This window comes from Bombilactobacillus thymidiniphilus, from assembly GCF_023380245.1.
Lineage (GTDB): Bacteria > Bacillota > Bacilli > Lactobacillales > Lactobacillaceae > Bombilactobacillus > Bombilactobacillus thymidiniphilus.
This window is the reverse complement of the sequence record NZ_CP093365.1, coordinates 363074-389733: the sequence shown is the minus strand read 5'-3', so window position 1 is coordinate 389733 and position 26660 is coordinate 363074. Positions and strand designations below refer to the sequence as shown.

39 protein-coding genes are annotated in these 26660 nt (G+C 37.2%); 36 read left to right on the top strand and 3 right to left on the bottom strand.

All coding sequences use genetic code 11. The annotated features are described in order from the left end of the window. Positions 1-94: 94 nt before the first annotated feature. Positions 95-2965 (top strand): DUF1542 domain-containing protein, encoded by a 2871-nt coding sequence (locus MOO47_RS02145; RefSeq protein WP_249513197.1) that lies wholly within the window; start codon positions 95-97, stop codon positions 2963-2965. Positions 2966-3022: 57 nt separating this feature from the next. Here the strand turns inward: MOO47_RS02145 and MOO47_RS02140 are convergent, their stop codons facing one another. Continuing rightward, positions 3023-3826: a TraX family protein gene (locus MOO47_RS02140; RefSeq protein ID WP_249513196.1), complete on the bottom strand. Its 804-nt coding sequence runs from the start codon at positions 3824-3826 to the stop codon at positions 3023-3025. 114 nt (positions 3827-3940) lie between these two features. Between MOO47_RS02140 and msrA the strand changes: the two genes are divergently transcribed. Further along, positions 3941-4465: a peptide-methionine (S)-S-oxide reductase MsrA gene (gene msrA, locus MOO47_RS02135; RefSeq protein WP_249513195.1), complete on the top strand. Its 525-nt coding sequence runs from the start codon at positions 3941-3943 to the stop codon at positions 4463-4465. Here msrA and MOO47_RS02130 read toward each other — a convergent pair. Next, a complete protein-coding gene (locus tag MOO47_RS02130; RefSeq protein WP_249513194.1) occupies positions 4457-5131 on the bottom strand; it encodes a prepilin peptidase in 675 nt (224 codons plus the stop codon). The two genes, msrA and MOO47_RS02130, sit on opposite strands and share 9 nt — an antisense overlap. A 213-nt stretch (positions 5132-5344) precedes the next feature. On the opposite strand from MOO47_RS02130, the gene rpsL reads away from it, so the two are divergent. From rpsL to pepT, 6 genes are all read left to right on the top strand, one after another. Continuing rightward, positions 5345-5758: a 30S ribosomal protein S12 gene (gene rpsL / locus MOO47_RS02125; RefSeq protein ID WP_249513193.1), complete on the top strand. Its 414-nt coding sequence runs from the start codon at positions 5345-5347 to the stop codon at positions 5756-5758. Between the two features lie 40 nt (positions 5759-5798). After that, positions 5799-6269, top strand: a complete 471-nt coding sequence (gene rpsG, locus MOO47_RS02120; RefSeq protein ID WP_249513192.1) for a 30S ribosomal protein S7 — start codon at positions 5799-5801, stop codon at positions 6267-6269. Positions 6270-6295: 26 nt separating this feature from the next. After that, positions 6296-8389: an elongation factor G gene (fusA, locus tag MOO47_RS02115; RefSeq protein WP_249513191.1), complete on the top strand. Its 2094-nt coding sequence runs from the start codon at positions 6296-6298 to the stop codon at positions 8387-8389. Positions 8390-8473: 84 nt separating this feature from the next. Beyond that, the gene (locus tag MOO47_RS02110; RefSeq protein ID WP_249513190.1) at positions 8474-9187 is read left to right on the top strand and encodes a B3/B4 domain-containing protein; all 714 of its coding nucleotides are present in this window, start codon (positions 8474-8476) and stop codon (positions 9185-9187) included. Between the two features lie 79 nt (positions 9188-9266). Next, positions 9267-10886 carry a peptide ABC transporter substrate-binding protein gene (locus MOO47_RS02105; RefSeq protein WP_249513189.1) on the top strand — a complete coding sequence of 540 codons (1620 nt, stop codon included), beginning with the start codon at positions 9267-9269 and terminating at the stop codon, positions 10884-10886. A 14-nt stretch (positions 10887-10900) separates the two neighbouring features. Next, positions 10901-12145 (top strand): peptidase T, encoded by a 1245-nt coding sequence (pepT, locus tag MOO47_RS02100; protein WP_249513188.1) that lies wholly within the window; start codon positions 10901-10903, stop codon positions 12143-12145. A gap of 192 nt (positions 12146-12337) precedes the next feature. Here pepT and MOO47_RS02095 read toward each other — a convergent pair whose 3' ends face one another. Beyond that, positions 12338-12892 (bottom strand): cysteine hydrolase family protein, encoded by a 555-nt coding sequence (locus MOO47_RS02095; protein ID WP_249513187.1) that lies wholly within the window; start codon positions 12890-12892, stop codon positions 12338-12340. Positions 12893-13173: 281 nt separating this feature from the next. Here MOO47_RS02095 and rpsJ point away from each other — a divergent pair, with 281 nt between their 5' ends. The 28 genes from rpsJ (at position 13174) to MOO47_RS01955 (ending at position 26645) form a co-directional block, all read left to right on the top strand. Then, positions 13174-13482: a 30S ribosomal protein S10 gene (gene rpsJ, locus MOO47_RS02090; RefSeq protein WP_249513186.1), complete on the top strand. Its 309-nt coding sequence runs from the start codon at positions 13174-13176 to the stop codon at positions 13480-13482. A 42-nt stretch (positions 13483-13524) separates the two neighbouring features. After that, entirely contained in the window at positions 13525-14229 is a 705-nt protein-coding gene (rplC, locus tag MOO47_RS02085; RefSeq protein WP_249513185.1) for a 50S ribosomal protein L3, read from the top strand. 18 nt (positions 14230-14247) lie between these two features. Beyond that, positions 14248-14871 carry a 50S ribosomal protein L4 gene (gene rplD / locus MOO47_RS02080; protein ID WP_249513184.1) on the top strand — a complete coding sequence of 208 codons (624 nt, stop codon included), beginning with the start codon at positions 14248-14250 and terminating at the stop codon, positions 14869-14871. Further along, positions 14871-15158: a 50S ribosomal protein L23 gene (gene rplW / locus MOO47_RS02075; RefSeq protein ID WP_249513183.1), complete on the top strand. Its 288-nt coding sequence runs from the start codon at positions 14871-14873 to the stop codon at positions 15156-15158. The genes rplD and rplW overlap by 1 nt, the downstream gene beginning before the upstream one ends. Before the next feature lie 17 nt (positions 15159-15175). Next, positions 15176-16015, top strand: a complete 840-nt coding sequence (rplB, locus tag MOO47_RS02070; RefSeq protein ID WP_249513182.1) for a 50S ribosomal protein L2 — start codon at positions 15176-15178, stop codon at positions 16013-16015. Between the two features lie 40 nt (positions 16016-16055). Next, entirely contained in the window at positions 16056-16334 is a 279-nt protein-coding gene (gene rpsS, locus MOO47_RS02065; protein WP_249513181.1) for a 30S ribosomal protein S19, read from the top strand. 17 nt (positions 16335-16351) lie between these two features. After that, positions 16352-16705 carry a 50S ribosomal protein L22 gene (gene rplV, locus MOO47_RS02060; RefSeq protein WP_249513180.1) on the top strand — a complete coding sequence of 118 codons (354 nt, stop codon included), beginning with the start codon at positions 16352-16354 and terminating at the stop codon, positions 16703-16705. A gap of 20 nt (positions 16706-16725) precedes the next feature. After that, positions 16726-17412, top strand: coding sequence for a 30S ribosomal protein S3 (rpsC, locus tag MOO47_RS02055; RefSeq protein WP_249513179.1), 687 nt, complete (start codon positions 16726-16728; stop codon positions 17410-17412). Positions 17413-17415: 3 nt separating this feature from the next. Further along, positions 17416-17850, top strand: a complete 435-nt coding sequence (gene rplP, locus MOO47_RS02050) for a 50S ribosomal protein L16 (RefSeq protein ID WP_249513178.1) — start codon at positions 17416-17418, stop codon at positions 17848-17850. Beyond that, positions 17840-18037: a 50S ribosomal protein L29 gene (rpmC, locus tag MOO47_RS02045; RefSeq protein ID WP_249513177.1), complete on the top strand. Its 198-nt coding sequence runs from the start codon at positions 17840-17842 to the stop codon at positions 18035-18037. Before rplP ends, rpmC begins: the two co-directional genes overlap by 11 nt. A 17-nt stretch (positions 18038-18054) precedes the next feature. Beyond that, positions 18055-18330, top strand: a complete 276-nt coding sequence (gene rpsQ, locus MOO47_RS02040) for a 30S ribosomal protein S17 (protein ID WP_249513176.1) — start codon at positions 18055-18057, stop codon at positions 18328-18330. Positions 18331-18370: 40 nt separating this feature from the next. After that, complete coding sequence (gene rplN / locus MOO47_RS02035) at positions 18371-18739, top strand: 50S ribosomal protein L14 (protein WP_249513175.1); 369 nt, start codon at positions 18371-18373, stop codon at positions 18737-18739. Between the two features lie 31 nt (positions 18740-18770). Then, positions 18771-19019, top strand: coding sequence for a 50S ribosomal protein L24 (gene rplX / locus MOO47_RS02030; RefSeq protein ID WP_249513174.1), 249 nt, complete (start codon positions 18771-18773; stop codon positions 19017-19019). A 25-nt stretch (positions 19020-19044) separates the two neighbouring features. Then, positions 19045-19587, top strand: a complete 543-nt coding sequence (gene rplE / locus MOO47_RS02025; RefSeq protein ID WP_249513173.1) for a 50S ribosomal protein L5 — start codon at positions 19045-19047, stop codon at positions 19585-19587. Positions 19588-19607: 20 nt separating this feature from the next. Continuing rightward, positions 19608-19793 carry a type Z 30S ribosomal protein S14 gene (locus MOO47_RS02020; RefSeq protein ID WP_249513172.1) on the top strand — a complete coding sequence of 62 codons (186 nt, stop codon included), beginning with the start codon at positions 19608-19610 and terminating at the stop codon, positions 19791-19793. Positions 19794-19819: 26 nt separating this feature from the next. Beyond that, positions 19820-20218 carry a 30S ribosomal protein S8 gene (gene rpsH / locus MOO47_RS02015; protein WP_249513171.1) on the top strand — a complete coding sequence of 133 codons (399 nt, stop codon included), beginning with the start codon at positions 19820-19822 and terminating at the stop codon, positions 20216-20218. A 31-nt stretch (positions 20219-20249) separates the two neighbouring features. After that, positions 20250-20783, top strand: coding sequence for a 50S ribosomal protein L6 (gene rplF / locus MOO47_RS02010; RefSeq protein WP_249513170.1), 534 nt, complete (start codon positions 20250-20252; stop codon positions 20781-20783). A gap of 27 nt (positions 20784-20810) precedes the next feature. Beyond that, on the top strand, positions 20811-21176 hold the full coding sequence (gene rplR, locus MOO47_RS02005; protein WP_317617092.1) for a 50S ribosomal protein L18: 366 nt from the start codon (positions 20811-20813) through the stop codon (positions 21174-21176). A gap of 18 nt (positions 21177-21194) precedes the next feature. Beyond that, positions 21195-21695: a 30S ribosomal protein S5 gene (gene rpsE / locus MOO47_RS02000; RefSeq protein ID WP_249513168.1), complete on the top strand. Its 501-nt coding sequence runs from the start codon at positions 21195-21197 to the stop codon at positions 21693-21695. Between the two features lie 11 nt (positions 21696-21706). Continuing rightward, positions 21707-21892 (top strand): 50S ribosomal protein L30, encoded by a 186-nt coding sequence (rpmD, locus tag MOO47_RS01995; protein ID WP_249513167.1) that lies wholly within the window; start codon positions 21707-21709, stop codon positions 21890-21892. 25 nt (positions 21893-21917) lie between these two features. After that, positions 21918-22358: a 50S ribosomal protein L15 gene (gene rplO / locus MOO47_RS01990; RefSeq protein ID WP_249513166.1), complete on the top strand. Its 441-nt coding sequence runs from the start codon at positions 21918-21920 to the stop codon at positions 22356-22358. Then, positions 22358-23665 (top strand): preprotein translocase subunit SecY, encoded by a 1308-nt coding sequence (gene secY, locus MOO47_RS01985; RefSeq protein ID WP_249513165.1) that lies wholly within the window; start codon positions 22358-22360, stop codon positions 23663-23665. Before rplO ends, secY begins: the two co-directional genes overlap by 1 nt. Positions 23666-23685: 20 nt before the next feature. Beyond that, on the top strand, positions 23686-24342 hold the full coding sequence (locus tag MOO47_RS01980) for an adenylate kinase (protein WP_249513164.1): 657 nt from the start codon (positions 23686-23688) through the stop codon (positions 24340-24342). A 107-nt stretch (positions 24343-24449) separates the two neighbouring features. Further along, positions 24450-24668, top strand: coding sequence for a translation initiation factor IF-1 (infA, locus tag MOO47_RS01975; protein ID WP_249513163.1), 219 nt, complete (start codon positions 24450-24452; stop codon positions 24666-24668). 54 nt (positions 24669-24722) lie between these two features. Further along, positions 24723-24839 carry a 50S ribosomal protein L36 gene (gene rpmJ / locus MOO47_RS01970; protein ID WP_046315631.1) on the top strand — a complete coding sequence of 39 codons (117 nt, stop codon included), beginning with the start codon at positions 24723-24725 and terminating at the stop codon, positions 24837-24839. 18 nt (positions 24840-24857) lie between these two features. Further along, on the top strand, positions 24858-25223 hold the full coding sequence (gene rpsM / locus MOO47_RS01965) for a 30S ribosomal protein S13 (RefSeq protein WP_249513162.1): 366 nt from the start codon (positions 24858-24860) through the stop codon (positions 25221-25223). A gap of 22 nt (positions 25224-25245) precedes the next feature. Beyond that, positions 25246-25641 carry a 30S ribosomal protein S11 gene (gene rpsK, locus MOO47_RS01960; protein WP_249513161.1) on the top strand — a complete coding sequence of 132 codons (396 nt, stop codon included), beginning with the start codon at positions 25246-25248 and terminating at the stop codon, positions 25639-25641. Between the two features lie 68 nt (positions 25642-25709). After that, positions 25710-26645, top strand: a complete 936-nt coding sequence (locus tag MOO47_RS01955) for a DNA-directed RNA polymerase subunit alpha (protein ID WP_249513160.1) — start codon at positions 25710-25712, stop codon at positions 26643-26645. The last annotated feature ends 15 nt before the right edge of the window (positions 26646-26660 follow it).

Genomic DNA, 26660 nt, shown 5'->3' with positions numbered 1-26660 from the left:
ATCAACATAAATTAAACAAAACTTGTGTTAAATTTAACTAGTAATGATAATATATTTAAAGGATCACAATTTATAATATTTAGGGGGATTTTTTATGTACGTTAAGAAGCAAGTACTGTTTACAATGGGAGTTACTTTATTTTCTTCCGCTTTATTGGTCAGTACAAAGCCTAAAAATGTAGCTGCTGCTGACGTAGCTGTGCCACAAACAGTTGATGTTGTTAATGATAACGTTACCAATACAAATTCGTCTACTGCAACATCAGTTAATGCTGATTCTGATGATGCAGTACAAACAAAACCAGCTACTGATACTACTGCTGTACAGTCATCTACTATGACAGATACAACAGAAGCATTTCAGGAACAACAAAAAGTGCCTGTACAGACACAAAATCCGACTGTAAGTACGCCTGCAACATCACAAATTCCAGCCGATGATACTACTAATGAGCCGGATAATAGTGGTCAAGCAACAAGTGATTTGGATAAAGCTAAACTAACAACAGTGAATAATTTACAAACACAAGCCAATAGTGCAAAATCCATCATTGACCAGCAAACTGATTTAACTACGGATAAAAAGACCAATTATGTTGCAGATATTGACAATATTGTTAGTGAAGCAAGTACAAATGTTGAGCAAATTAATGACCAAGCAGAATTAACTGAATTAGAAACGCAATTTTCGTTATATATTTTACAAACACAAGCTCAAGCACAACTGGAACAAGGTTATGTATCTTTGAGTAAAAAACATCCTGAACAAAATGCCGACCTAGAAGATGTTTGGAAACAGAACAGTGATTTGTTAGATGTAGCCACGACTAATGAGGCAGCTCAAAAAATTTTGGCTGTGGGCTTACAATCTTTGAACGATGTTATTGATAATCCTGATTTAGCTACTGCTCGCCAAAGTGCGTTGACCCAGTTGCAAGATGAACATACTGCGATGATCAATAAAATTCAAAATAGTGGTTTATCCAGTGATGCTCAAGATGATTTTCTGGCTCGTGCAGATGATGCTTATAATACTGCTGTTGCAAACGTTCACAGTGCAACTACAACTAATGATGTGCAAAGTGCTTTGACAACAGGTGAACAAAATATTACTAACGTTTTAGGTCATGAAGGTGCTGATGACTTAAATACTGCTTATAATACTGCAATTAATGATTTAAACGTAGTATATCATCAAGCATTAGATGCCTTAGATCAATTGACATTGAATGAGGTGCATCAAAAGCAATTAAAGCAGCAAATCATGGATGCTTATCAGAATGGTTTTTCAGGTATTTTCCAAGCTGCTCCAGACGACATTAGTATCAGTAAAGCTGAGGATCAAGGCATTACAGGTCTGAATCGAGTTATTGCAACACTTAATAGTAATAATTATGATGACAGCTTAGAATTAGCTCAAAATGATGCATTGACTCAGTTGCAAGATGAACATGCTGCGATGATCAATAAAATTCAAAATAGTGGTTTATCCAGTGATGCTCAAGATGATTTTCTGGCTCGTGCAGATGATGCTTATAATACTGCTGTTGCAAACGTTCACAGTGCAACTACAACTAATGATGTGCAAAGTGCTTTGACAACAGGTGAACAAAATATTATTAACGTTTTAGGCCACAATGGACCTGATGCATTAACAGATGCAAAAATTTCAGCACTTAATGAATTAGCATCTGCATATAATGATATGATTGATAAAATTCAGCAATCTACAGACATGTCTGTAGATGGTGCCGCACAAGCACAAGCAGACCTCATTGCTATAACTAAGACAGCTTATAAAAATGCCATTGCAGCAATACAAAGTACTACAACTTCTACTGAAATAGAGAGTGCTTTGACAACAGGTAAACAAAATATTGCTAACGTTTTTTCAGGTCACAATGGTGCTGATGCATTGACAGATGCAAAAACTTCAGCGTTTAATGAATTAAATGAAGTACGCGATCAAGCTTTGACAACTTTAGATCAAGCCAATCTAGCTATTTCTGACAAGAATACGTTAAAAAAGGCGATAATGGACGCTTATAAAGACGCGTATACTAAAATTGTTATCACTAATATGGATGGCATTGTTGAAGCTAAAGAAATCGGTGTTGCAAATATTAACAAAATCATTGCTCAAATTAACAGTAGCAGTGCAGATAACAATTTAGAAATTGCTAAAAATGATGCTATCAATGCCTTGCAAACAGCACGTGATCATGATTTGGCTACTGTTTCAGCTTTGAACCCACAGGTAACACGTGATCTAACTGCTAATGATGTTAATCAATTTACCACGCAAATAAATGCAGCTTTTGATTCCGCTAAAACTGCTATCAATAATGCCAATAGTGAAGCTGATGTCACTGCGGCTAAAACTGCAGGTATTAATGCGATGAATCAAGTTGTAGACAGTGCGATTAGTGAAAGCAATTTGAATACAGCTAATCAAAGTACGCAAGAAGTACTAGATGCTATTAATTCATCGGCTAATACTTTAATCGATCAGGCTAATATCAGTGCTGAAGACAAGGCATCATTTAAAGATCAGTTGGCTAGTTTTTATGATACAGCGACAACTAAGTTGGCTGGTGCAACTAGTTTAGCTGATATGACAGCAATTAAAGATAATTTTGTCACGCAAACTAATCAATTAATTGCTACTGTGTCAGCTAAAACACTTTCTGCTGATGGTAATAGTACGCCAGAAGAAACAACTTCTACAGATTATGCGACAACAGATCCAAGCGCTGCCAATGGTACTGACTTTGCAACTAGTGCAGATCCAGCAATGGTTAGTCATTTAATTAGTGATCCAGCTCAAATTAGTGATCCTAAAGATCCAAAAGCTAGTTTGCCTCAATTAGGGGAACAAAATAATACTGGTTGGATTGGCTGGCTATTATTGGATTCTGTGATTGCAATGTTTGGTTTTGGAAAAAGTAAAAAACGTCGCAACTAATATTGTTAATTATGTAAAAAAGCGAGGCTAGAACTTTTTAGCCACGCTTTTTTGTTTTTAATGATGAATATATAAGAAAGCAGAAATTAAATATAAGATACCAATATGTGCTGGATAAAAAATATAGAAGAAATATTTAATTCCTGGTCCTTTTTTATTGTTATAAAACCAAATTAAAATGGCAGCAAAAATCATTAACCACTGATTTACTTGCATTAATCCAGCTAATTGTAAGCCACCATAAATTAAAGCAGTTAAAGCAATTAATAAACATTGAATTTTTAAATTGTCTCTGAATAAATACATTAAGGGAATTAACAACACCATTAAATTGTTTTCCGTTAAGGCAATTGAGGGAACGAAGCTTGTGACACCAATTAAAATCGGAATTGGGACTTTAATAACTGTTAGTAAGGGGATGATGATACTAGTGGCAAAAGGTAAAATAAATAAGCTAATGCCAATTATGCTATTTTTGATGGGCTTTTGATTATCTTTTAATTTGTCGATGGCTAACATGAAAATTGTTCCGATAAATAAATCGTGAAAAATATTGTTGGTCAATATAACTTGATCGTAGTGAACAATCTTTTCTAAGCTAAATGTAAACAGGGACATCAAAACCATGCTAGTATAAAGACGTAGCATATATTTACGTTTGTTGTGGGTATGACTGAAGCCGACCACACTTACAAAGAAGAAAATAGTTGCTACTGGTCGACCAAACCAATCCAGCCAATTGGGAGCGCCAAATGGCACAAACATTTGGTGCAGATGATCTATGAGCATAAGGATAATGCCGATTACTTTTAGGTCAAATGTTGAAAATCCTTTTTTAAAGTTTTGAATTATTGAATTCATTTTATTCTCCAATAAGTTATTTTATAAGCAAACATAAATTATACATTATGGTATATATAATTGTAAACTTATATATCTTATTGGAATGATTGATGATTGATTGAGGTGATAGTTATGAGTAAAGAAGAAACAGCGATTTTTGCAGGTGGATGTTTTTGGTGTATGGTTAAGCCGTTTGATACAATGCCCGGTATCAAGAAGGTTATTTCAGGTTATACTGGTGGGCACACTGTGAATCCCACTTATGAGCAAGTTGCCAGTCATACGACAGGTCATACTGAGGCTGTGGAAATTGTTTTTGATCCAGATGTTATTTCTTATGAACAGTTAGTAGAAATTTATTGGCAGCAAACGGATCCTACGGATGCTATGGGACAATTTCAAGATCGTGGGGATAGTTATCGTCCGGTTATCTTTGTAAAAAATGAACAACAGAAAAAGGTAGCGGAAGCTTCTAAAAAGCGTTTAGAAGATAGTGGCAAATTTGATAAGCCGATTGTTACTAAAATTGAGCCTGCCAAACCTTTTTATCCTGCTGAAGATTATCATCAGGACTTTTATAAGAAAAATCCACTGCGCTATCAGATCGAAGAGGCTGGTGGTCGTGATAAATTCATTAAAGATCATTGGTCAAAGTAAAAAAATAATATCTATTAATAAACTGGCTAAGAAAAATGGAATAAATGGTATCACTGTACGTTTGGATGTTTGGATGACTAGATAACACATGGCTAACGATGTTGCACCTAAGGTTATCAGCAAAGCTCGCTTTATCCCAAGGACCAAAGCAATCACTAAAATAACTTCGATATCACCATAGCCGAGTTTATTAGGCATTAACCAATAAATAGAATTAAAGATTATAGCCAACAGCAACCAATGCAACCATTGTCTCACAGTTAATGGTTGCAACACTAAGGTGATAGTGACTATCGGAATAAGTGTGATTGGCCAAATAGCAAGGTTTCGCCAGTCAGTTAGAGCACAGATAGTAACGCTTAGAGTTAAGATTATTAATATATATGGACTAAAACTGGTTTGTTGACTAGCTTTCCAGCCAATGATTAGGCCAATAATTTCAATTATAAAGATTTCTATGTTTATTTTGTGTTTACAAAAATGGCAACGTCCACGTAAAAATAGATAGCTAATAATCGGAATTTCGTGGTACCACTTTAAACGAGTGTGACAAAAATCACAGTAAGAACGTCCTGTAATAATGGGACGTTTTTTTGGTAAACGAATTGCTACCAAACCACTAAATGAGGCACAACAAATACTAAAGATAATGTTAAAAATAATCATTTCTCACCTCCCATACTAAATACGCAATTTTTTATTTTATTATTTATTAAATATTGATTGACATTACTGGTTAGCGATGTTAATGTTATCTCTGTGCTTTTGGCGACTAGTAGTCGTCAATTTTAGCCAGCAAACCACATAGGTGGTATTTTTATTTGATAAAAAAAGATCCACCTGGATGTGTGTACTTGAAAATATAAGGAGGAACTTTTAATGCCAACAATTAATCAATTGGTACGTAAAGGTCGTAAATCAAGAAGTTCTAAATCAGATTCCCCTGCTTTGAACTTTGGCTACAACAGTATGAAAAAAATTAGTACTGATAATCCTGCACCTCAAAAACGTGGAGTTGCTACACGTGTCGGAACAATGACACCAAAGAAACCTAACTCTGCTTTACGTAAATATGCCCGTGTACGTTTGTCAAACTTAATCGAAGTTACAGCTTACATTCCTGGTATTGGTCACAACTTACAAGAACATAGTGTTGTCTTAATTCGTGGTGGTCGTGTAAAGGATTTACCTGGTGTACGTTATCATATCGTTCGTGGTGCCTTAGATACTGCCGGTGTTGATGGTCGGATGCAAGGTCGTTCAAAATACGGAACTAAAAAACCTAAGAAATAAGCTACAATTTAATATTGCAATGCATATAGGAGGATAATCCATGCCAAGAAAAGGCAACGTTTCAAAACGCGATGTTTTACCTGACCCAATTTATAATTCAAAGCTAGTTACTCGTTTGATCAGTCACTTAATGGTTGACGGTAAGCGAGGAAAAGCTTCTACAATTTTATATGATGCTTTTGACATCATCAAAGAAAAGACTGGTAATGATCCTGTTGAAGTATTCAACGAAGCTATGAAAAATGTTATGCCAGTTTTGGAAGTTAAAGCTCGCCGTATCGGTGGTTCTAACTACCAAGTTCCTATTGAAGTGCGCCCTGAAAGACGTACAACGTTAGGTTTACGCTGGATCGTTAGCTATGCACGTTTGCGTGGCGAACACACAATGGATGAACGTTTAGCATCTGAAATCATGGATGCGGCTAATAACACTGGTGCTGCTGTTAAGAAGCGTGAAGATACCCATAAAATGGCTGACGCTAACCGTGCCTTTGCGCATTATCGTTGGTAATAACTTGCTGAGAGGAGTATTAGGTAATGGCTAATAAACGTGAATTTCCTTTAGATAGAACACGTAATATCGGTATCATGGCCCATATCGATGCTGGTAAAACAACTACTACAGAACGTATTTTGTACTATACTGGTAAAATCCATAAAATTGGTGAAACTCATGATGGTGCTTCCCAAATGGACTGGATGGCTCAAGAACAAGAGCGTGGTATTACAATTACTTCTGCAGCTACAACAGCTCAATGGAAAGATAATCGAATCAATATTATTGATACCCCAGGACACGTGGACTTCACAATCGAAGTTGAACGTTCTTTGCGGGTATTAGATGGTGCAATTACTGTTTTAGATGGTCAATCAGGTGTAGAACCGCAAACTGAAAATGTTTGGCGTCAGGCTACCACTTATAACGTTCCAAGAATTGTTTTCGTTAACAAGATGGACAAATTAGGTGCTGATTTTGACTATTCAGTACAAACAATCAAAGAGCGTTTAGATGCTAAGCCAATTGCGATCCAAATGCCGATTGGTGCTGAAGATGCTTTTGCTGGTGTCATTGATTTGATTGAAATGAAAGCTGATTTGTATGATGAAGATGAATTAGGTTCCAAATGGGATACTATTGATGTACCTGATGAATACAAGGACGAAGCTAACAAGCGTCGTGCACAAATGATTGAAACTTTAGCTGATGTTAATGATGATATCATGGAGAAATATTTAGATGGTGCTGAAATTAGCAATGCTGAAATTAAGAAAGCTTTACGTAAAGCTACAATTAGTTTAGATTTGTTCCCTGTTTTAGCTGGTTCAGCTTTCAAAAATAAGGGTGTGCAAATGTTGATGGATGCCGTGGTTGATTACTTGCCATCTCCATTAGATGTGCGTCCTTATAATGCCACTGATCCAGAAACTGGTGAAAAGGTAGCTTTAGCTGCTGACGATAATAAGCCATTTGCTGGTTTAGCTTTCAAGATTGCTACCGATCCTTTTGTTGGTCGTTTGACTTATTTGCGGGTTTATACTGGTACTTTGGAATCTGGCTCTTATGTTTTGAATGCTACTAAGGATAAACGTGAACGTGTTGGACGTTTGTTGCAGATGCACTCCAATCACCGTAGTGAAATTTCTGAAGTTTTCTCTGGTGATATTGCTGCTGCAATCGGTTTGAAAAACACAACAACAGGTGATTCTTTAACTGATCCTAGTCATCCATTGATTTTGGAATCATTAGAAATCCCTGAACCAGTTATTCAAGTTTCTATCGAACCAAAATCAAAAGAAGATCGTGATAAATTAGATATTGCTATCCAAAAATTAGCAGAGGAAGATCCAACTTTCCGTGCTGAAACTAATCCAGAAACTGGCGAAACCTTGATCGCTGGTATGGGTGAATTGCATTTGGATATCATGGTTGATCGTATGAAGCGTGAATTTAAGGTTGATGCTCAAGTTGGTGAGCCTCAAGTTGCTTATCGTGAAACCTTTACCAAACAAGCTTCTGCTGAAGGTAAGTTTGTTCGCCAATCTGGTGGTAAAGGTCAATACGGTGATGTTTGGATTGAATTTACGCCAAACGAAGAAGGTAAGGGCTTTGAATTTGAAGATGCCATTGTTGGTGGGGTTGTTCCACGTGAATATATCCCGTCCGTTGAAGATGGTTTGAAAAACGCTATGGTCAACGGTGTCTTAGCAGGCTATCCATTGATTGATATCAAAGCTAAACTTTATGATGGTTCTTATCATGAAGTCGATTCTTCCGAAGCTGCCTTTAAAGTTGCTGCTTCTATGGCTTTGCACAATGCAGTTAAATCTGCTGGTGCAGTTATTTTAGAGCCAGTCATGAAGGTTGAAGTTGTAACACCTGAAGATTACCTTGGTGATGTTATGGGTCAAGTTACAGCTCGTCGTGGACGCATTGAAGGAATGGAAGAACGCGGTAATGCACAATTAATTAACGCTTTCGTACCATTATCTGAAATGTTTGGCTATGCAACAACGTTACGTTCTGCTACTCAAGGTCGTGGTACCTTCACAATGACCTTTGATCATTATGAAAAAACACCTAAGAGTGTGCAAGAAGATATTATTAAGAAAAATGGCGGTAGCGCTAGCTAATTAAATCATGATTTAACATTAAATGGACTTTAACTATATAGTTAAAGTTCATTTTTGCTATATAAATATATGGAGGTTAGTAAAATGAAGCAGTTTAATGTGCAACCAGCCTTTTGGCAAATCTTTCCAGAAGCTGAGATTGTAGGATTAGTAGTTGATAATGTGGATAATACTGGTGCTCTGCCAGCTAAGTTATTAACAACGGCTAATGAAAAGGCACAACAATGGGTGCCTAATGACCCGATTAGTGCTAATCCTGTAGTGCAAGATTGGCGGAAAGCTTATCAGCAGTTTAAAACTAAAAAGGGGGCGCGTAGTGCGGTGGAAAACTTGCTAAAGCGTGCTAAACAAGGCAAAGGTGTTACCAGTATTAATCCAGCTGTTGATCTATATAATGCCGTTGCTTTAACATGGGCTTTTCCGATTGGTGGGCAAGATTTGACTAAAATTCAAGGAAATATTGAATTAACTGTCGCTCAAGGTGGCGAAGAATTTATTCCAATTGGTGAAGCGAATGTGGAGTCAGCTTTAATGGGTGAGGTTATTTATCAAGATGGAGAGTCTGTTATTTGTCGTTGTTTTAATTGGCGTGACAGTAGTCGCGTAGAGATTACATCAACAACGCACCAAATGATTTTTTATATGGAAAATATTAATCCACAACGCCATAATGAAGTAATACAAGCATTGGAGCTTTTACAAACTTATTTACAAACTTATTTGCAAGTGACGGCTAAATCATTTCAATTAACTAAAGACCATCCCCAAGCAGATTTGCAGGCTTTATTGTACGATTAATACTTGACTATCATTACTAGCGATTATATAATCCTAACCGAATTAGTTATTTTTAATCGTTTATTTGGGGGAGTAATTAATGAATAATGCAAGGAAGTGGCAATTAGGGATAGTTGTTGGCTTTACTGCGGGGACACTAGGTATTCAATACAATAGTGTCGCTGCCAAAACTAAACAAGTTTTAAATTGGACAGAAAGCACGGAGTTAGCAACTGCCGATATTTCACAAGCGACAGATACTTTAAGCTTCAATGTTTTACTTAATACCCAAGAAGGTTTATATCGCTTGGACGCCAAAGGAACACCGCAACCAGCTTTGGCACAAAAAGCAACGATTTCTGATGATGGCTTAGTCTATACTTTTTGGTTAAAACCGGATACCAAATGGAGTAATGGACAAACAGTGACCGCTCGTGACTTCGTTTATTCTTGGCAACGTACAGTTGATCCTAGGACAGGATCACAAGATGCTTTTTATTTGAATCAAATTCAAAATGCTAAAGATATTAATGCGGGGCAAAAATCACTAGATTCTTTGGGGATAAAAGCATTAGGTAAATATAAGTTAGAAGTCCATCTGACACAACCTGTCCCATATTTCAAAAAATTATTAGCTTGGCCATTATTTTTTCCACAAAATGAAAAGTCCGTGCAAAAATATGGTAAAGCTTATGGTACTAGTTCACAAAAAGTGGTTTCTAATGGACCTTACAAGCTAACACATTGGGATCCAAGTGATTCTAGCTGGCAATTAGTCAAAAATGGTCATTATTGGGATAAGAAAAAGGTTAAATTGCAGCGCATTAATGAAACTGTGGTTAAGGATCCGCAAACTGGCTTGAATTTATATCAAGATCATAAAGTTGATCAGACTACTTTAACTGGGGCACAGGTGCCTAATTTAAAAGGGGAATCTGATTTTCTCGTGCGCCAATCCTCCAATATGAACTACTTAAACTTGAACCAAAATAAAGTATCAGCTTTTAAAAATATAAATGTTCGGCGGGCTTTTTCATTAGCCATTGATCGCCATAAATTAGTTAAGGGTGTTTTGCAAGATGATTCTTTAGCGCCTAAAGGTTTTGTGCCTGTGGGCTTAAGTACGTATCAAGGAAAAGATTTTGCGAAGAGTACACAAGTTGCTAATACAGTTTCGCCTAATTTCCAACTAGCTAAAAAATTGCTGTCTAAAGGGATGCGCGAAGCTAAAGTTAAAAATTTAAAATTAACTTTGATGATTGATGATACGGAAGGTTCTAAACATACGGGTGAATTTATTCAAGGTGAATTAGAAAAATTGCCTCATGTGCAAATTAGTTTGCGTACTTTGCCGAAGACACAACGCTTAGCTGAAGATCGCAAGGGCAATTATGATATGGTGATTGCTTCATGGCAATCGGTTTATGCCGATCCGATTAACTTTTTAGAAGTTTGGCAGTCTGATTCCTCTTATAATACATCTGGATTTAAGGATGAGAAATTTGATCATTATTTAGATTTATCGGAAAATAAATATGGTCAAAATCCCACTAAACGTTGGCAAGCTCAGCAAAAAGCGGAAAAACGCCTAATGCACCAACAAGGAACGATTCCGCTTTATCAAGGAACTAAGGCACAATTAATGAATTCCAAAGTGCGTAACATTGTTTACAATGGTTCGGGTGTTCCATATGATTGGAAAACCGCTTATCTTAAATAGGAAGAGATGATTTTTTGGATTTAATCATTGATCAAGAACAATTATTAGCAGATTTTTTGCAGTATGTGCAAATTGATACGACCTCTGATGCCCATGCGCCACTAGAACAAGTGCCGACAACTGCTGGCCAAACAAAATTAGCGTTAATTCTACAACAACAATTATATGATCTAGGGTTGCAACAAGTTAAGTTAAATCCAAAGAATTCTTTTTTGACAGCATTATTACCCAGCAATAATGCTAATCAAACTGGTACGATAGGCTTTATTGCTCACTTAGATACAGCTCCTGATTATAAGGGTTCCCAGATTCATCCCCAAATTCATGTTAATTATGATGGCAGCGATATTCACTGGAATAATGGCTTAGTGTTATCTAGCCAACAATTTCCCAATTTGCAAAATTATATTCAACAAACTTTAATTACGACGGATGGGACAACTTTATTAGGTGTTGATGATAAGGGGGGCATTGCCGGATTAGTGTCAGCTTTGCGCTATTTAGTCGCACATCCAGAAGTTGAACATTGTAATATTAAAGTTGCTTTTGGACCAGATGAAGAAATTGGACGTGGAGCAGATCGTTTTGATGTACGTGATTTTGCAGCGGACTTTGCTTATACGCTGGATAATGGCTTAGTTGGCGATATTGAATATGAGACTTTTAACGCTGCTCAAGCAGTTATTGAAATCGCAGGTACCAGTGTGCACCCAGGTCAAGCCAAGGATCAGTTGGTAAATGCGATTAGTTTGGGAGAAATGATTGATCAACTCTTACCAGCAAGTCAACGACCGGAACTGGTAGACGGTCATGACGGATTTTATTTACTAACTAATTTCAGTGGTACGGTGGCTGCTGCACAATTGACTTATATTATCCGTGATTTTGCGCGCGCGCAATTTGAAGAGCGTAAAAATAATTTACAGAAAATTGTTGATAACTTGAATCAAGACTTGGATTATCCGCGTATTAAACTTCATATGGCTGATCAGTATTACAATATGGCTGATATTATTAATTTAGATCGTTATCCTTTGGATTTGGCGCAGCAAGCTATAGAAAAGTTGGATATTAAGCCTAACTTTGTGCCATTTCGTGGTGGAACGGATGGTTCCAAGATTACGTACTTAGGTCTGCCTACGCCTAACTTGTTCAATGGTGGTGAAAATTTTCATGGACCATATGAATTTGTCACAGTGGAGTCCTTGGCACAATTAGCACAGACAATTGTCACCATTAGCATGCTTTATAATATGTAATAATTTTACCGACTTGATAGATAATGTAGACTATCGAGCCGGTAATTTTTTTGAGTTATATGGAATAAATAAGGTAAAGTACGCATAATAATTGAAGATAAACTTTTTGTACGTTAGCAGCGTCGCATGTTAACAAGATAATCTATTTTAATTAACAATAAAGTATTGCTGTTGAAAATTAGTAAGCCTGGTTTAATTTGTAATAGTTGCGCCTAAACTATTTTTAAAATGATCTAAGGCCCAGTTTTGTCCGTCAGGATTGAAAGTAGCTACACCATTTTGATGAATTACTAAATTGTAATTTAAATTATAGGCAGATATTGCTGTGTGCAGTACGCAAATGTCCGTGCAAACGCCTGTTAGATGCAGTTTGTTAATATTACGTTCACGCAAAAAATTATCTAAATTAGTATTAGCAAAAGCTGAATATCTATTTTTAGCGTAGGCATAAACATGATCGTTTTGTTTATTATCATCATACCAATCTTGTAATCTACCATAGAATTGTCGTCCCCAGCTATCTGCTAAATTATGTGGCGGGAATAATTTAGTCTCAGGATGATAAGGATCATTTAGCTGATGTAAGTCAGTCGGTAAAATAATCCACTGGTCGTTGTTGAGAAATTCTTGAGCTAAATTAAAAATATTGTCTTCAATCAATTGGGCAGGCTTGCCAGCAGTTAAACTGCCCCCTTCGGCGACAAAATCATTTGTATAATCAATAATCAATAAAGCTTCGTTTAACATAATAATCAAATCCTTTTTTATTTTTCATTATAAACGTTCATTTACCAAAAAGAGAAAAATAAATCAAAAAATTAAGTTAAATCCCTTGAAATGTAGTACTTAAACCTGTAGTATACTATAGGTGCTGGTTAGTCCAAGGGGATAGTGTTCCCTATTTAGCTAATGTAGCACATCGGTGTTGATGTGAAAGGTTGCGACACGCCCGGACGCTTTGCCACGGCAGGGCTATCGGTAATTTTTACTGAACCGGTATTTTAAAGATACAAAAAGGAGGGTATTCCATGGCAAGTCAAAAGATTCGGATTCGTCTTAAAGCTTATGAATATCGGATTATCGATCAATCAGCTGATAAGATTGTGGAAACTGCAAAGAGAACTGGTGCACAAATTTCAGGTCCAATTCCTTTGCCAACAGAGCGTACACTATATACGGTTATCCGTTCACCACACAAGTTTAAGGACTCACGGGAACAATTTGAAATGCGCACACATAAGCGTTTAATTGATATTGTTAATCCGTCACCTAAGACTGTTGATTCATTGATGAAGCTTGATCTACCAAGTGGTGTCGATATCGAAATTAAACTATAATTATAGGTTTTATAAAAAAATCAAATTAATGGAGGTGTAATCATGACCAGAAAAGGAATTCTTGGTAAAAAAGTCGGAATGACACAACTCTTTACTGATAAGGGTGAATTAATTCCCGTTACTGTTATCCAAGCAACACCTAACGTTGTTATGCAACTTAAAACTGTTGAAAACGATGGTTACGAAGCTGTTCAATTAGGAATTGAAGATCGTCGCGAAGTTTTAACGAACAAGCCACAACAAGGTCATGCTAAGAAAGCCAACACGACTCCAAAACATTATATTCGTGAATTTCGCGATGTAAATTTGGATGATTACAAAGTTGGCGATGAAGTTAAAGTTAATACGTTTGCCAGTGGTGATGTTATTGATGTGACTGGTATTACTAAAGGACATGGTTTCCAAGGTAATATCAAGCGTCATGGACAATCACGTGGTCCTGAAACTCATGGTTCTCGTTATCACCGGATCCCAGGTTCAATGGGTGCTGTTATTAACCGAGTATTTAAGGGCAAGCTGTTACCAGGTCGCATGGGTGGTAATCAAGTAACCACACAAAATCTTGTGATTGCTAAGATTGATGTTGAAAACAATTTGTTAATGATTAAGGGTAATGTCCCAGGTGCTAACAAATCCTTGATTAAGATCCAATCGACATTAAAGGGTATCAAAGGTCAAAAAAATATCGGTGCGCTAATTGCTGATAGTTCTGCCAACGAAGAACAAGAAGTAGCAACTGAAGAATAAGAAAGGAGGTTATCATAGATGGCTCAAGTAGATTTATATCAACAAACTGGCTCCAAAAATGGTTCTACTGAAGTTAAAGACGAAGTTTTTGCTATTGAACCTAATCAACATGTAATTGCTGATGCAGTTATCATGCAACAAGCATCTTTACGTCAAGGTACACATGCTGTGAAGAATCGTTCTGCAGTGCGTGGCGGTGGTCGCAAGCCATGGCGTCAAAAAGGAACTGGACGTGCTCGTCAAGGTTCAATCCGTTCCCCTCAATGGCGTGGTGGTGGTGTTGTCTTTGGACCAACTCCAAGATCATATGCTTACAAATTGCCACGTAAAGTAGCTCGCTTAGCTATTAAATCAGCTCTTTCACAAAAAGTTGCTGATAATGAAATGATTGTGATTGATTCTTTAAACTTTGCTAAGCCAAGTACTAAAGAATTTAAAACGGTTATGGATAAATTAAATGTGCAAGGTCGTACATTGGTTGTTGTTGAAGCAGACAACGAAAATGTAGCTTTATCTGCTCGTAATATTGATAAAGTTAAAGTTATTAAGGCAACTGGAATTAACGTTTTAGATGTTGTTAATAACAAACAAATGATCGTTACACAAAATGCATTAAATACTATTGAGGAGGCACTTGGATAATGGCAGCACAAGATATTATTTTACGTCCTGTAATCACTGAAGCTTCAATGGCTGACATGGATGACAAAAAATACGTTTTTGATGTTGCAGTTAATGCCAACAAAATCCAAGTACGTCAAGCTATCGAAGAAATTTTTGATGTTAAAGTTGCTAATGTTAACATTATGAACATTAAGCCTAAGAAAAAGCGTGTGGGTCGTTATGTTGGTAAAACTAACAAGCGTCGCAAAGCAATTATTAAGCTTACTGAAGATTCCAAAGAAATTAAGATTTTTGAAAATCAATAATATAGGAGGTAATAAGTATGGGTATTATTAAATACAAACCAACGACTAACGGTCGACGTAATATGACTGGTTCTGATTTTGCTGAAATTACAAAAACAACACCAGAAAAAACTTTATTAGAATCCCAAAGCCATACGGCTGGACGCAATTCTTATGGTCATATAACTGTTCGTCATCGTGGTGGTGGTCATAAACAAAAATACCGTATTATTGACTTCAAGCGCAATAAAGATGACATTACCGCAACTGTTAAGGCTATTGAATATGATCCTAACCGTTCAGCTAATATCGCTCTTTTGCATTATGACGATGGTGTAAAAGCTTATATCATTGCTCCTAAAGGTCTTGAAGTTGGTCAAAAAATCCAATCTGGTGCAAATGCTGATATTAAAGTAGGTAATGCTTTACCATTAGCAAACATTCCCGTTGGTACAGTTATCCATAATATCGAATTAAAACCTGGTAAGGGTGGACAATTAGTCCGTTCAGCTGGTACATCTGCTCAAGTTTTGGGTCGTGATGGTAAATATACTTTGATTCGCTTGGTTTCTGGTGAAGTACGGATGATTCTTTCAGCTTGCCGTGCCACAATTGGGTCTGTTGGTAATGAACAACATGAATTGATTAACATTGGTAAAGCAGGTCGTAAGCGTTGGATGGGTATTCGTCCTACTGTTCGTGGTTCCGTAATGAACCCTAACGATCACCCTCATGGTGGTGGTGAAGGTAAAGCTCCTATCGGACGTCCATCGCCATTATCTCCTTGGGGTAAGAAAACTCTTGGTAAGAAAACTCGTTCAAGCCGTGCACGTTCTGAGAAATTTGTCGTACGTCATCGTAAGAATAAGAGAAAATAAAGTTTTAGCAAAATAAGATAACGAAAAGGGAGGTTGTCTGATGAGTCGTAGTTTGAAAAAAGGACCATTTGCTGATGCGCATTTATTGAAAAAAATTGATGCCCAAGCAAATCAAGAGAAAAAGTCAGTTATTAAGACTTGGTCACGTCGCTCTACTATTTTCCCCAGTTTTGTAGGATACACGATCGCAGTTTATAACGGAAGAAAGCATGTCCCAGTTTATGTTCAAGAAGACATGGTTGGCCATAAATTAGGTGAATTTGTGCCAACACGTACTTTCCACGGTCATGGTAAAGATGACAAAAGAACAGGCGCATAGAAAGGAGAGCTTAGATAATGGCAGAAGAACAAATTACAACTGCAACCGCAACTGCTAAAACAGTCCGCATTGCACCTAGAAAAGCTCGGCTTGTTGTTGATTTAATCAAGGGCAAGAGTGCTGCTGAAGCTTTGGCTATTTTACAATTCACTCCTCGTGCAGGTTCACCAATTGTAGCTAAGGTCTTAAAATCAGCAATTGCAAATGCTGAACATAACTATGACTTAGATGTGCAAAATTTGGTTGTTAGCGAAGCTTATGTTAACGAAGGTCCAACATTGAAACGTTTCAGACCACGTGCTAAGGGTTCCGCATCCCCAATCAATAAACGTACCAGTCATGTTACTGTTGTAGTTTCTGAAGTAGAATAAAACCATAAGGAGGCAAAAACGTGGGTCAAAAAATTAATCCGATTGGTTTCCGTGTTGGCGTTATTCGTGACTGGGATTCCAAATGGTATGCTAATAAAAAAGACTTTTCTAAGTTCTTATTGGAAGATTTAAAAATCCGTAAGTTCATCGAAAAGAGATTAGCTAGTGCATCAATTTCACGTATTGAAATTGAACGTGCAGCTAAGAAAATCAATGTATCCATTCACACCGCAAAACCTGGTATGGTCATTGGTAAGGGTGGTTCTGAAGTTGAAAAGCTTCGTAAAGAGTTAAATACACTAACTGGCAAAAATATCCACATCAACATTGTGGAAATTAAAAAGCCTGACTTGGATGCTAAATTAGTTGGTGAAAGTATTGCCCGTCAACTAGAAGCTCGTATTGCTTTTCGTCGTGCACAGCGGCAAGCTAATCAACGGACGCGTCGTGCTGGTGCTAAGGGTATCAAAACACAAATCTCTGGTCGTTTGAATGGTGCAGATATGTCACGTACTGAATGGCATACGGAAGGAACAGTTCCTTTGCATACTTTACGTGCAGATATTGACTATGCTTGGGTTGAAGCTGCTACAACATACGGTAATTTAGGTGTTAAAACTTGGATTTATCGTGGTGAAGTGTTACCAGACAAACCTAAGAGTAATAACAACCGCAACAATAATAGTGGAGTGAAAGGAGGAAACTAATCGATGTTAGTACCTAAGCGTGTAAAACACCGCCGTGAATTTCGTGGTAAGATGCGTGGTGCTGCTAAGGGTGGTCGTGAAGTGACTTTTGGTGAATACGGTTTACAAGCTGTTGAATCCCATTGGATTACTAACCGCCAAATTGAAGCAGCTCGTATTGCAATGACTCGTTATATGAAGCGTGGCGGTAAAGTTTGGATTAAGATTTTCCCGCATAAGTCCTACACCGCTAAAGGTGTTGGTGTTCGTATGGGATCTGGTAAAGGTGCACCTGCTGGTTGGGTAGCTGTTGTTAAACGTGAAAAAGTCATGTTTGAAATCGGTGGTGTTTCCGAAGAAGTTGCTCGTGAAGCTTTGAGACTTGCATCTAACAAACTCCCAATCAAGACTAAGTTTGTTAAACGTGAGGAAGTAGGTGGCGAATCTGATGAAAACTAGTGAAATTAGACAATTAACCACTGCTCAAATGCATGATAAAGAAACGCAATATAAAGAAGAATTGTTTAACTTGCATTTTCAACAAGCAACAGGTCAATTGGAAAATCCTGCAAGATTAAAGCAAGTACGGAAAAATATTGCACGCATTAAAACAGTGTTACGTCAGCAAGATTTAGAAAACAAATAAGGAAGGAGAGAAAATAATTGAGCGAAACAGAAAATATTCGTAACCATCGCAAGGTATATCAAGGTCGTGTGGTTTCTGATAAGATGGATAAAACAATTACTGTTGTTGTTGAAACTTACAAGAATCACCCTGTTTATGGTAAACGTGTTCGGTATTCTAAGAAATATTATGCACAAGATGACAACAATGAAGCAAAAGTTGGCGATATTGTTCGTATCATGGAAACTCGTCCTTTGTCACGTTTGAAACGTTTCCGTTTACTAAATATTGTTGAAAAAGCTATTAAGATTTAGTTTATTTTTGCACGGAAGACAATGAGAGGAGGATCCTAAATTGATTCAACAAGAGACGCGTTTACGTGTTGCCGATAACTCAGGTGCGCGTGAATTATTAACTATTAAAGTATTAGGTGGATCTGGCCGTAAGGTAGCTAATGTAGGTGATGTGATTGTTGCAACTGTCAAACAAGCAACACCAGGTGGCGTTGTCAAAAAGGGTGAAGTTGTAAAAGCCGTTATCGTCCGTACTGTATCTGGTTCACATCGTACTGATGGTTCTTACATCAGTTTTGATGAAAATGCTGCGGTTATCATTAATGCTGACAAGACCCCTAAGGGAACTCGTATCTTTGGACCAGTTGCACGTGAACTACGTGATAACAATTTCATGAAAATTGTTTCATTGGCTCCTGAAGTTTTGTAAAATTTTAAATTCATAAGGAGGTGCGTAATCAGTGTTTGTTAAAACTGGTGATAATGTTAAAGTCATTGCTGGAAAAGATAAGGGTAAAACCGGTGTTGTTATTAGCGCTTTTCCCAAGACTAATAAGGTAGTTGTTAAGGGTGTTAACATGATTAAAAAACATCAAAAACCTACCCAAACAGAACCTAATGGTGGAATTAAAGACATGGAAGCTGCACTTGATGCATCAAACGTTAAGGTTATTGAAGCAGCTGAAAAGTCTGATAAGACAGATAAATAATTAAGAAAGGAGGATTTTGTCTAAAATGGAAAATGCTTTACACAAAAAGTACGTTGAAGAAATCGTACCAAGTTTAGTTGAAAAATTTGACTATACTTCAGTAATGCAAGTACCCAAGATCGAAAAGATTGTTTTGAACATGGGTGTTGGTGATGCAGTTGCTAATTCCAAAAATTTGGATAGTGCAGTTGAAGAATTAACTTTAATTTCTGGACAAAAACCTTTAATTACTAAAGCTAAGAAATCCATTGCTGGTTTTCGTTTACGTGAAGGGATGGCAATTGGTGCCAAAGTTACTTTGCGTGGCGAAAGAATGTATGACTTTTTAGATAAGTTAATTAATATTTCTTTACCACGTGTTCGTGATTTTCATGGTGTCAATGGTCGTTCATTTGACGGTCGTGGTAACTATACTTTGGGTATTAAAGAACAATTAATTTTCCCAGAAATTGATTATGACAAGGTTAGCAAAGTTCGCGGTATGGATGTTGTTATTGTTACAACTGCCCAAACTGACGAAGAATCAAAAGAATTATTAACTCAAATCGGAGTTCCATTTGCTAAGTAATAAAACAGGAGGTCAATCTATTGGCTAAGAAATCACAGATTGTACGGAATCACCGTCCAGCAAAGTTTTCATCACAAGCTTATACACGTTGTGAACGCTGTGGTCGTCCACATTCAGTTTATCGTAAGTTTAAGCTTTGCCGTATTTGCCTTCGCGAATTAGCACATGAAGGTCAAATTCCAGGCATGAGAAAAGCTAGTTGGTAAAAAAATAAAAATTAGGAGGTCAGCACATGTCTATGACAGATCCAATTGCGGATTACTTGACACGTATTCGTAATGCAAATATGGTTCGCCATACTTCAGTAGAAGTACCTGCTTCTAACATGAAGAAAAGTATTTCTGAGATCCTTAAACGTGAAGGTTTTATTCGCGATTATGAAGTGATTGATGATCATAAACAAGGTTTAATCAAAGTTTACTTGAAATATAGTAAAGATAATGAACGTGTTATCACTGGTTTAAAGAAAATTTCTAAGCCAGGACTGCGTAATTATGTTAAGGCTGATGACGTTCCCAAAGTGCTTAACGGATTAGGTATTGCTATTCTTTCAACATCTGAAGGAATTGTTACTGATCGACAAGCACGCGATAAAAAAGTCGGCGGCGAAGTTATTGCCTACGTTTGGTAATTAATAACATAAACAAGGAGGTGCGCTTAGCATGAGTCGTATTGGAAATAAACTAATCGATCTTCCTAAAGATGTTACTGTTACCGTCAATGATGATGCAACAGTTACCGTCAAGGGACCAAAAGGTGAACTGACTCGAACTGTCAGTCCTAAGATCAAGATTACTCAAGATGGTAATCAAGTTAAATTTGAACGTAGTAATGAAAGTGATAAAGCTATTCATGGTACTACTAGAGCTAATGTCAATAACATGGTTGTTGGTGTGGCTGAAGGATTTCAAAAAGGTCTTGAATTAGTTGGTGTTGGATATCGTGCTCAAAAGCAGGGTAACAAGTTGATTTTAAATGTTGGCTATTCTAACCCAGTTGAAATAGAGACTCCAGAAGGCTTGACAGTTGATGTGCCTGCTAATACGCAAATTAATGTTAGTGGTATCAGCAAACAAGCAGTTGGACAATTTGCTGCAGAAATTCGTGATGTACGTCCTCCTGAACCTTATAAAGGTAAGGGAATCAAGTACGTTGGCGAACATATTCGTCGCAAAGAAGGTAAGACTGGTAAATAATAACTAGTCAAATGTTAAATTTATGAGGTGGAAATTGTGATTACTAAACCAGACAAGAACAAAACACGTATTAAACGTCATCGTCGGGTACGTGCAAAAATCTCTGGTACTGCTGAGCGCCCACGCTTAAACGTTTTTCGTTCTAATAAGAACATCTACGCGCAATTAATTGATGACGTAGCGGGTGTGACGCTAGCAAGTGCCTCAACATTAGATTCAGAAGTTACTGCAAGTAACAAAACTGAGCAAGCTAGTCAAGTAGGTAAATTAGTTGCCGAACGTGCTGTTAAAGCTGGTAAAACTGATGTTGTTTTCGATCGTGGTGGTTATTTATATCAAGGTCGTGTACAAGCATTAGCTGAAGCTGCTCGTGAAAATGGTTTAAAATTCTAGAAAGGAGGAACAAGATATATGGCTTTTGTTGACCCATCACAATTAGAATTAGAAGATCGTTTAGTTTCTATTAATCGGATCACCAAGGTTGTTAAGGGTGGTCGTCGTCTTCGTTTTGCAGCTATCGTTATCGTTGGTGATAAAAATGGTCACGTTGGTTTTGGTACTGGTAAAGCGCAAGAAGTTCCCGAAGCTATTCGTAAAGCTGTTGATGATGCACGTAAGAACTTAGTTGAAGTTCCTAAAGTTGGCACAACAATTCCTCATGAAATCATTGGTGAATTTGGTGCTGGTCGTGTACTTTTAAAGCCAGCTGTTGCTGGTTCTGGTATTGCTGCTGGTGGTTCTGTACGTGCCGTTATGGAACTAGCTGGTGTTGATGATATTACAAGTAAGTCACTTGGTCGCAATACTCCAATTAACATGATTCGTGCAACAATGGATGCATTAACAAAATTGAAAACTGCTCAAGAAGTTGCTGACTTGCGTGGTATTTCTGCTGAAGAATTTAAAGGTTAGGAGAGTGCACAATGGCTAATAAAATCAAGATTACTTTAAAGCGTAGTGTTGCGCACCGCATCCCAGAACAACGTAAAGTTGCTAAAGAATTGGGTCTTAGCCGAATTAATAGTTCAGTTGTAAAGCCTGATAATGCAGCAATTCGGGGTGCAGTTTTAAAAATTGCTCATTTAGTTGAAGTTGAAGAAGCTAAATAATTAAATTCAAGGAGGTGCCTCAATAGTGAAGTTACATGAATTACAAACGAGCACTGGTTCTCGTCATGCGCGTAAACGTGTCGGTCGTGGAACTTCTTCCGGTTACGGAAAGACTTCTGGTCGTGGACAAAAAGGTCAATTAGCACGTAGTGGTGGTAAAACCCGTCTAGGTTTTGAAGGTGGACAAATGCCGTTGTTCCGTCGGATTCCTAAGCGTGGTTTTAACAATATTAACCGTAAAGAATATGCAATTGTTAATTTAGGACAATTAAATCAATTCCGTGCTGGTAGTACAGTTGATGCTGCTGCTTTACTCAAAGCTGGTCTAATTAAAAAAGAGCTGGCTGGTGTTAAAGTATTAGGCAAAGGTGAATTAAAGAAGAAGTTGACTCTTAAAGTAAACAAAATATCTGAGACTGCTAAAGAAGCAGTTGAGGCTGCAGGCGGTTCTGTCGAGGTGATTTAATGCTAGGAACACTTAAACATGCTCTAAAAGTTAAGGAAATACGTAAGAAGATTTTCTTCACATTGTTAATTTTAGCAGTGTATCGTTTAGGAGCACAAATTACAGTTCCGGGTATTAACATCTCAGCAATGGAAAAATTTGGTGCTACTGGATTAGTACCATTGCTAGATACCGTAAGTGGTGGGGGACTTTCAAACTATTCTATTTTTTCTTTGGGTGTTTCTCCCTATATTACTGCCCAAATTGTTATCCAATTACTCCAAATGGATATTGTTCCTAAATTTGTCGAGTGGAGTAAACAAGGTGAAGTTGGGCGTCGCAAACTGAACCAAGTTACTCGTTACTTGACAATCGTATTAGCTTTTGTTCAATCTGTTGGTATTACAGCCGGTTTTAATGCTTTGAGCTCAATGAAGGGAATGCATCTAGTTGCTAAGCCTGATGCACAAACATTCATCACACTAGGAATTATTATGACTGGTGGATCAATGTTATTGACTTGGTTGGGTGAACAAATAACGGATAAAGGTATTGGTAATGGTGTATCAATGATCATCTTTGCTGGTATTGTTGCCCGCTTGCCACAAGGCGTCTATCAGTTAGTTAAGGAACGAATTGTTAGTTCTGCTAATTCATCAGATTTGTGGTTAAATATTTTGTTCTTAGTGCTCATTTTAATTGCTGTTTTATTAGTTACTCAATTTACGACTTATGTTCAACAAGCTAATCGAAAAGTTCCAATTCAGTATACAAGACGCGCTACTAGTGGTGGTTCAGAAAGTTATTTACCACTGAAAGTTAATGTCGCTGGTGTTATTCCAGTTATCTTTGCTAGTTCCTTAGTGGTTACGCCTTCAACAATTTTGATGGCTTTCCAGAACTCGCATGGTGGAGATACTTGGTTCCAAGTTTTGCAAAATATCTTTAGTTTGCAAACCATGACTGGTTCAATTGTGTATACAGTCTTAATCGTTTTATTCACTTTCTTCTATGCTTTTGTGCAAGTTAATCCTGAAAAATTATCAGAAAATTTGCAAAAGCAGGGAGCTTATATTCCGGGTATTTGGCCTGGAAAAGAAACTATCAAATATATTTCCGGTTTATTAATGCGTTTATCCACTGTAGGTTCAGTCTTTCTTGGTTTAATCGCATTGTTACCGCAATTAGCAACAAACATTTTTGGATTACCGCAGTCAATAGGCTTAGGTGGAACCAGTTTGTTAATTGTTGTGGGTGTAGCAATTGAAACTAATCGACAAATCGAAGGTTTATTGATGAAACGTGAATATGTTGGTTTTATTAGATAGTTGTTTTTGGAGGAAGTTAAATGAATTTGATGCTTATGGGCTTGCCTGGTGCAGGTAAAGGAACACAGGCGGAAAAAATTGTTGATAAATATCATATAATTCACATTTCCACAGGGGATATGTTTCGTGAAGCTATGGCTAATGAAACACCAGTGGGGTTGAAAGCTAAAGGTTTTATTGATAAAGGTGAATTGGTTCCTGATGAAGTTACCAATGAATTAGTTAAAGAACGTTTAGGTCAAGACGATGTGAAGCAAAATGGATATATGCTTGATGGTTTTCCTCGTAATCTCGAACAAGCCAAGGCGCTTGCTCAGATTAATGCTGATTTAGGTTTGAAACTAGATGCAGTGATTGATATTGATGTTGATCCAGCCATTCTAGTGGAACGTTTATCTGGACGCTTCATTTGTAAAAATTGTGGTGCCACTTATCATAAGTTAAATCATCCTACTAAGGTTGCTGGCGTTTGTGATCGCTGTGGCAGTCATGAATTTTATCAACGTGAAGATGATAAACCAGAGACAGTTAAAAATAGATTGGCTGTTAACGTAAAAATGAATACACCTTTGATTGACTTTTATCAAAAGGATGGTATTTTACACCGTATTGATGGTGATCAAGCAATTGATCAAGTATTTGCGGATGTTGATACAGTTTTAAATAAGATTTATTAATTTATTGGCAATTACGATGTAGTATGGTACACTTTCCAAGTGTATCGTCTAGTGAGTGCCAAGCTCTCACTATTTTTGTGTTTAGATAGAAACAGGAGGATGCTTTTTTGGCTAAAGATGATGTAATCGAAGTAGAAGGTGTTATTTCTGATACTTTGCCAAATGCGATGTTCAAAGTTAAGTTAGAGAATGGTGCAACGGTATTGGCACATGTTTCTGGTAAAATTCGGATGCACTACATTAGGATTTTGCCGGGTGATAAAGTTACAGTAGAATTATCACCTTATGACTTAACCAAGGGACGCATTACTTACCGTTTCAGATAAGATAATAGTGTTAGTAAAAGGTTGTCCGTTATTTCTAGATGGGAGGATCTATTTATGAAAGTTAGACCATCAGTTAAGCCAATGTGTGAACATTGCAAAGTTATTAAGCGTAAGGGTCGCGTTATGGTTATTTGTTCTGCTGATCCTAAGCATAAACAAAGACAAGGTTAATAAGGAGGTTAACAGCATATGGCACGTATTGCAGGTATCGATTTACCTCGTGATAAACGAATTGTCGTCGCATTGACCTACATTTATGGCATTGGTAATACTACTGCTCATAAAGTGTTGGCTGCTGCAGGTATTTCTGAAGATATCAGAACACGTGATTTGACTCCTGATCAAGAGGAACAAATTCGTGCGCAAGTTGATGGCATTAAAGTCGAAGGTGACTTACGACGTGAAGTAAGTATGGACATTAAACGATTGCAAGAAATTGGTTCTTATCGTGGTATGCGTCATCGTCGTGGTTTACCTGTCCGTGGGCAAAACACTAAAAATAACGCTCGCACTCGTAAAGGTAAGAAAATGGCAATTGCCGGCAAGAAAAAATAATTAAAAAGGAGGTAACAACCACATGGCAAACAAAAAAGCAAAGACGTCACGTAAGCGACGTGTGAAAAAGAATATTGAATCTGGTGTTGCTCATATTCATTCAACATTTAACAACACTATCGTTATGATTACTGACGTTCATGGTAACGCTGTTTCTTGGTCTTCTGCTGGTGCTCTAGGCTTTAAGGGAAGTCGTAAATCAACACCTTTTGCTGCTCAAATGGCTGGTGAAGCTGCAGCTAAAGAATCAATGGAGCATGGCATGAAATCAGTTGAAGTTGCCGTTAAAGGACCTGGTTCTGGTCGTGAAGCTGCTATTCGTTCATTGCAAACAACTGGTTTGGAAGTTACTGCTATTAGAGATGTTACTCCAGTTCCGCATAATGGCTCACGCCCACCAAAGCGTCGTCGCGTGTAGTTTTGACCCGTGCATGAGAATAACTTTTGTTGATAGAAAGTGTTATTGAAAGGGGCAAAACATAAATAATGATTGAATTTGAAAAACCTGTTATTACAAAAATTGATGAAACAGATAATTATGGCAAATACGTCATTGAACCATTAGAACGCGGTTATGGAACTACTTTAGGTAATTCTTTGCGTCGAGTTTTGTTAGCATCGCTGCCTGGAACTGCAGTTTCTGACATTCAAATTGACGGGGTTTTGCATGAATTTACAACTATTGATGGTGTCTTAGAAGATGTTACTGAGATTGTCTTAAATGTTAAGAAATTATCTTTGAAGTTACATTCTGACGAGAAAAAAGTTGAAATTAATGTTGATGGACCGAAAAAAGTTACTGCCGCTGATATTATTACTGATGATGACTTAGAAATTTTGGATCCTGATCAGTATATTTGTACGGTTGCTGAAGGCGGTCAATTGCATATGCAATTAACTGTTAAGGTTGGTCGAGGTTATGTTTCAGCTGACCAAAATAAAAATGATGAAACTCCAATTAGTGTTCTACCTGTTGACTCAATTTTTACCCCTGTTTCTCGTGTCAATTATCAGGTTGAACACACTCGAGTAGGTAAGCGTAGCGATTTTGATAAATTGACGTTAGATGTTTGGACAAATGGTTCCATTGAACCTAAAGATGCTATTAGTTTAGCTGCTAAAGTGTTGACTGAGCATCTAGAAATTTTTGTGGATCTGACGGATACGGCTAAGAACGCAGAAATGATGGTTGAAAAAGAAGAAACTCGTAAAGAGAAGAAACTGGAAATGACCATTGAAGAACTTGATTTATCAGTTCGTTCCTATAATTGCTTGAAACGTGCGGGAATTAATACTGTTCAAGAATTAACCGATAAATCTGAAGCTGACATGATGAAAGTACGTAATTTAGGGCGTAAGTCTTTAGAAGAAGTAAAAGTTAAGTTAATTAACTTAGGACTTTCATTGCGTCAAGATGATTAAAGATAAGGAGGCAAA

Excerpts from the sequence above, each read along its gene's own strand:
- MOO47_RS02145 (WP_249513197.1), top strand. The coding sequence starts at position 95 with ATGTACGTTAAGAAGCAAGTACTGTTTACAATGGGAGTTACTTTATTT.
- MOO47_RS02140 (WP_249513196.1), bottom strand. The coding sequence starts at position 3,826 with ATGAATTCAATAATTCAAAACTTTAAAAAAGGATTTTCAACATTTGAC.
- msrA (WP_249513195.1), top strand. The coding sequence starts at position 3,941 with ATGAGTAAAGAAGAAACAGCGATTTTTGCAGGTGGATGTTTTTGGTGT.
- MOO47_RS02130 (WP_249513194.1), bottom strand. The coding sequence starts at position 5,131 with ATGATTATTTTTAACATTATCTTTAGTATTTGTTGTGCCTCATTTAGT.
- rpsL (WP_249513193.1), top strand. The coding sequence starts at position 5,345 with ATGCCAACAATTAATCAATTGGTACGTAAAGGTCGTAAATCAAGAAGT.
- rpsG (WP_249513192.1), top strand. The coding sequence starts at position 5,799 with ATGCCAAGAAAAGGCAACGTTTCAAAACGCGATGTTTTACCTGACCCA.
- fusA (WP_249513191.1), top strand. The coding sequence starts at position 6,296 with ATGGCTAATAAACGTGAATTTCCTTTAGATAGAACACGTAATATCGGT.
- MOO47_RS02110 (WP_249513190.1), top strand. The coding sequence starts at position 8,474 with ATGAAGCAGTTTAATGTGCAACCAGCCTTTTGGCAAATCTTTCCAGAA.
- MOO47_RS02105 (WP_249513189.1), top strand. The coding sequence starts at position 9,267 with ATGAATAATGCAAGGAAGTGGCAATTAGGGATAGTTGTTGGCTTTACT.
- MOO47_RS02095 (WP_249513187.1), bottom strand. The coding sequence starts at position 12,892 with ATGTTAAACGAAGCTTTATTGATTATTGATTATACAAATGATTTTGTC.
- rpsJ (WP_249513186.1), top strand. The coding sequence starts at position 13,174 with ATGGCAAGTCAAAAGATTCGGATTCGTCTTAAAGCTTATGAATATCGG.
- rplC (WP_249513185.1), top strand. The coding sequence starts at position 13,525 with ATGACCAGAAAAGGAATTCTTGGTAAAAAAGTCGGAATGACACAACTC.
- rplD (WP_249513184.1), top strand. The coding sequence starts at position 14,248 with ATGGCTCAAGTAGATTTATATCAACAAACTGGCTCCAAAAATGGTTCT.
- rplW (WP_249513183.1), top strand. The coding sequence starts at position 14,871 with ATGGCAGCACAAGATATTATTTTACGTCCTGTAATCACTGAAGCTTCA.
- rplB (WP_249513182.1), top strand. The coding sequence starts at position 15,176 with ATGGGTATTATTAAATACAAACCAACGACTAACGGTCGACGTAATATG.
- rpsS (WP_249513181.1), top strand. The coding sequence starts at position 16,056 with ATGAGTCGTAGTTTGAAAAAAGGACCATTTGCTGATGCGCATTTATTG.
- rplV (WP_249513180.1), top strand. The coding sequence starts at position 16,352 with ATGGCAGAAGAACAAATTACAACTGCAACCGCAACTGCTAAAACAGTC.
- rplP (WP_249513178.1), top strand. The coding sequence starts at position 17,416 with ATGTTAGTACCTAAGCGTGTAAAACACCGCCGTGAATTTCGTGGTAAG.
- rpmC (WP_249513177.1), top strand. The coding sequence starts at position 17,840 with ATGAAAACTAGTGAAATTAGACAATTAACCACTGCTCAAATGCATGAT.
- rplE (WP_249513173.1), top strand. The coding sequence starts at position 19,045 with ATGGAAAATGCTTTACACAAAAAGTACGTTGAAGAAATCGTACCAAGT.
- rpsH (WP_249513171.1), top strand. The coding sequence starts at position 19,820 with ATGTCTATGACAGATCCAATTGCGGATTACTTGACACGTATTCGTAAT.
- rplF (WP_249513170.1), top strand. The coding sequence starts at position 20,250 with ATGAGTCGTATTGGAAATAAACTAATCGATCTTCCTAAAGATGTTACT.
- rpsE (WP_249513168.1), top strand. The coding sequence starts at position 21,195 with ATGGCTTTTGTTGACCCATCACAATTAGAATTAGAAGATCGTTTAGTT.
- rpmD (WP_249513167.1), top strand. The coding sequence starts at position 21,707 with ATGGCTAATAAAATCAAGATTACTTTAAAGCGTAGTGTTGCGCACCGC.
- secY (WP_249513165.1), top strand. The coding sequence starts at position 22,358 with ATGCTAGGAACACTTAAACATGCTCTAAAAGTTAAGGAAATACGTAAG.
- MOO47_RS01980 (WP_249513164.1), top strand. The coding sequence starts at position 23,686 with ATGAATTTGATGCTTATGGGCTTGCCTGGTGCAGGTAAAGGAACACAG.
- rpmJ (WP_046315631.1), top strand. The coding sequence starts at position 24,723 with ATGAAAGTTAGACCATCAGTTAAGCCAATGTGTGAACATTGCAAAGTT.
- rpsM (WP_249513162.1), top strand. The coding sequence starts at position 24,858 with ATGGCACGTATTGCAGGTATCGATTTACCTCGTGATAAACGAATTGTC.
- rpsK (WP_249513161.1), top strand. The coding sequence starts at position 25,246 with ATGGCAAACAAAAAAGCAAAGACGTCACGTAAGCGACGTGTGAAAAAG.
- MOO47_RS01955 (WP_249513160.1), top strand. The coding sequence starts at position 25,710 with ATGATTGAATTTGAAAAACCTGTTATTACAAAAATTGATGAAACAGAT.